The sequence below is a fragment of the Streptomyces sp. genome, assembly GCF_050698815.1.
Classification (GTDB): Bacteria; Actinomycetota; Actinomycetes; order Streptomycetales; family Streptomycetaceae; genus Streptomyces.
The window spans coordinates 1-3,959 of sequence record NZ_JBOHCV010000019.1; the positions used below are offsets into that span (position 1 = coordinate 1).

Annotated in this window: 3 protein-coding genes; all 3 read left to right on the forward strand. The window is 70.0% G+C overall.

Features of this window, described 5'->3' with window-relative positions:
- Positions 1-307: 307 nt before the first annotated feature.
- A complete protein-coding gene (locus ACRDP3_RS00630) occupies positions 308-2,275 on the forward strand; it encodes an amino acid transporter (protein ID WP_431514796.1) in 1,968 nt (655 codons plus the stop codon).
- A 98-nt stretch (positions 2,276-2,373) separates the two neighbouring features.
- Positions 2,374-3,351, forward strand: a complete 978-nt coding sequence (locus ACRDP3_RS00635) for an AraC family transcriptional regulator (RefSeq protein ID WP_431514797.1) — start codon at positions 2,374-2,376, stop codon at positions 3,349-3,351.
- A gap of 26 nt (positions 3,352-3,377) precedes the next feature.
- A partial coding sequence (locus tag ACRDP3_RS00640) for a hypothetical protein (RefSeq protein WP_431514798.1) occupies positions 3,378-3,959 on the forward strand: 582 nt, incomplete at its 3' end.

Genomic DNA, 3,959 nt, shown 5'->3' on the forward strand with positions numbered 1-3,959 from the left:
GCAGCGGTAAAGGTCAGCATCTTCCGACGGGAAACCGACACCTGGTCACCATTCCTCACTCAGGAACATCCCGCCGGTCAGTGCGAGAGCCCTCCGGTACGGCCGGGTGGATTCTCGAACGGAGCCCTGGCCGTACACATGAGTAATCACTACCTCTCCTGCCGCGCCGAGGGGGACCGTCCGGCCGGGTTGTGAGTCCGTTCGTCGTCGCGCCGCAGCGGCCCGGTCCGTTGACCTGCCTTTACGCTCATGTGTGCGCGACTGCGCCCGTGCCCACGCACCGCACGGCAGAGCGACAGGAGTACCAGTGGCCAGCTCCATCCGTCCGGAGTCCGGGCCGCCCACGGCGGGGCACCGGTTCCGCGCGTGGCTGCTCGAGGGGCTGGCCGACAGGGTCAAGCAGCAGCCGGGTCCGCATGCCCAGCCCTCCGAGTCATATCGCCGGCACAGCTGGTGGAGGGTCATGTGCCTCACGGGTGTGGACTACTTCTCGACACTCGGCTACCAGCCGGGCATCGCCGCTCTGGCGGCGGGAGTGCTGTCCCCGGTGGCCACGGTGGTGCTGGTCCTGGTGACCCTCGCCGGCGCGCTGCCGGTCTACCGGCGGGTGGCGCAGGAGAGCCCGAACGGTCAGGGCTCGATCGCCATGCTGGAACGGCTGCTGTCCTTCTGGCAGGGCAAGCTGTTCGTCCTCGTGCTGCTCGGATTCGCGGCGACCGACTTCTTGATCACCATCACGCTGTCCGCCGCGGACGCCACCGCCCACGTGGTGGAGAACCCGAATCTCGCCGACGTCCTGCACGGTCGGGAAGTGGTCATCACCCTGATCCTGATCGCTCTGCTGGGGGCGGTGTTCCTCAAGGGGTTCACCGAGGCCGTGGGGATCGCCGTCGTACTCGTCGGGGTCTACCTGGCGCTGAACGTGGTGGTCGTGGCGGTGGGGCTGTGGCACGTGATGACGGAGCCGCAGGTGGTCACCGACTGGTCCGACGCGCTGACCGCCGAGCACGGCAGTCCGCTGGCCATGGTCGGCGTGGCCCTGCTGGTCTTCCCCAAGCTCGCACTGGGCCTGTCCGGTTTCGAGACCGGCGTGGCGGTGATGCCCCATGTCGAGGGAGATCCCGGAGATTCCGAGGAGCGGCCCGCCGGGCGGATCAAGGGCACGAAGAAGCTGCTGACCACGGCCGCGGTCATCATGAGCGCCTTCCTGATCACCAGCAGCGTGATCACGACCTTTCTCATCCCGCAGGAGAAGTTCGAGTCCGGTGGGGAGGCCAACGGCCGGGCGCTGGCCTATCTGGCCCACCAGTACCTGGGCAACGGCTTCGGCAGCGTCTACGACATCGCCACCATCGCCATCCTGTGGTTCGCCGGCGCCTCGGCCATGGCCGGGCTGCTCAACCTGATGCCCCGCTACCTGCCCCGGTACGGCATGGCCCCGCACTGGGCACGGGCCGTGCGCCCGATGGTGCTGGTCTTCCTCGCCATCGCCTTCCTGGTGACCTGGATCTTCGACGCCGATGTGGACGCCCAGGGCGGCGCGTACGCCACCGGCGTCCTGGTCCTCATCACCTCCGCGGCGATCGCCGCGACCATCGCGGCGCGGCGGGCCGGTCAGCACGGCTGGACCGCCGCCTTCGGGCTGATCGCGGCCGTCTTCCTCTACACGACGGGCGCCAACATCATCGAGCGGCCCGACGGCGTGCAGATCGGCGGCTGCTTCATCGGCGCGATCATCGCGGTGTCGCTGCTGTCCCGGATCAGGCGGGCCTTCGAACTGCGGGTCACCAGCGTGACCCTGGACCCCATGGCCGAGCGCTTCGTCCGGGACGTCTCCCACCGCAGGAGCCGGTTCATCGCGAACAAACCCGAAGCGCGTGACGCGGCCGAGTACCGCGACAAGCTGCAGCAGATCCGGGACGACAACGACATCCCGCCCGAGGACGACCTCGTCTTCATCGAGGTCACCGTCCGCGACCCCTCGGAGTTCGAGTCCGACCTGAGCGTGTCCGGAACGGTGCTCCACGACCGCTACCGGGTACTGACCCTGGAGAGCTCGACCATTCCCAACGCCCTCGCCGCACTGCTCCTGCACGTACGCGACGTGACGGGCCGGCGGCCGAACATCTACTTCGAGTGGACCGAGGGCAGCCCCCTCTCGCACTTCGTGAAGTTCTTCCTCTTCGGGCAGGGAGAGGTCGCCCCGGTGACCCGCGAGGTGCTGCGCGAAGCCGAACCGGACCGCGCCCGGCGCCCCCGCGTCCACGTCGGCTGAGGCCGGCGCCGAGCCCTGCCGAGCCCGCCGGCCGGGAGTACGGTCGAAAGGGCGGGGTGGGCAGGACCGGCCCATCCGTGGGGTGGTGGAGGTGAACCATGCCCATACAGTCCGTACACAGCGAGCGGCCGTCCGTGCAGCGGTCCGAGTTCAGTACATCGGACCCCGCGGCCGCGCACGCGGTGATGAACGAGATGTATGTCGGGTACCGGCCAAGGGGCCGCGGCGCGGAGGACTGCACCTTCGACGTCCGCCGGACGAGCGCCGGGGGCATGAGCCTGGACCGCCTCGTGCATTCGCTGCGGATGACCGCCGAATGCGACCCCTTCGACTACCTGCTGTTCATCTTCCCCACCACCGGCAACATCAGCATCACCTGGGGCGACCGTGAGGACCGGCTGGGTGTCGGCGACGCAGCCATGTACCCCGTCGGGATGCCGATCGACGTCAGTCTCGGCCCCCTCGGCGCGGAAATCCTGTCGATCCCGCTGGACGCCGCCGAGCGGGCCGCCACCGAGCAGGAGTGGCCCGGTGATGTGCACTTCACCGGGCTGAAGCCGGTCTCGCCGGCGATGGACCGGTTCTGGCGCTCCACTGTCGGCTTCGTCGCCCACCAGCTGGAGACTCCCGGCAGCCCGATGTCCGCGCCGCTGGTCCAGGCCCGGACGCGCGCGCTGCTCGGCGCGGCGGCGCTGAGCACCTTCCCCAACACCACCATGACCGCCGACTACCGGCCCGGCCCCGGCCACGCCGGACCGGCGGCGCTGCACAGAGCTGCCTCGTTCATCGACGCGCACGCCGACCGGCCCCTCACCCTGTCCGACATCGCCGACGCCGCATCCGCCTCCCCCCGGGCACTGCAGTCCGCCTTCGCCCACCACTACGACACCAGCCCGCTGGGCTACCTGCGCCGCGTCCGCCTCGAGCGCGCCCACCGAGACCTCCAGGCCGCCGACCCCGCCGTCACAACGGTCGACGCGATCGCCGCCGGCTGGGGCTTCACCACGCCCGGCGAATTCTCCACCGCCTACCAGGAGGCGTACAGGCGGCCGCCCAGCCTCACCCTGCGCACCTGAACCGGCCCGAGTCGAGAGAGGACACCATGGCTGGCACCAGCGACACTCATCCGCGGGCGTCGCCGCTCGCTCGAAGCGAGCTCTCCACCGCCGACCCGTCGGCGGCACGGCAGTACCTGACGGATGCCTACGGCATGAGGGTGCGGATCGGTGTCGCTTCCGACAGCCCGCGTTTTCAGTTCGCCCACACCGACGCGGGCGCCCTCGCCGTCGGACTCCTGCGGATGCCTGCCGACCTCCACTTCGACGCGGACGCTTCAGGGGCGTTGACCATCGCCCACCTCGAGGCCGGGAGGGTCGAGCAGCGCTACGAGCGCGGCGAGGAACGGTTCGGACCCGGCGACGCCTTCATCGCCACCCAGGGCGACCTCCCCTACTCCTCCCACGCTCTGGACGCCGAAGTCCGTACGGTGACGCTCGGCCTGCCTCTCCTGGCCGAGGTCGCCGACGCCCCGCACGGAAGCGGTCAGCCCGGTCAGCCCGGCCCGTACTTCACCAGCTTCACACCCGCCACACCCGCGTTGGCCGACAGCTGGAACAACACCCTCGCCTACGTCCGCGACAGCATCCTGGTCCGTGGCGACGTCGCGGCCCAGCCCCTCATCGTC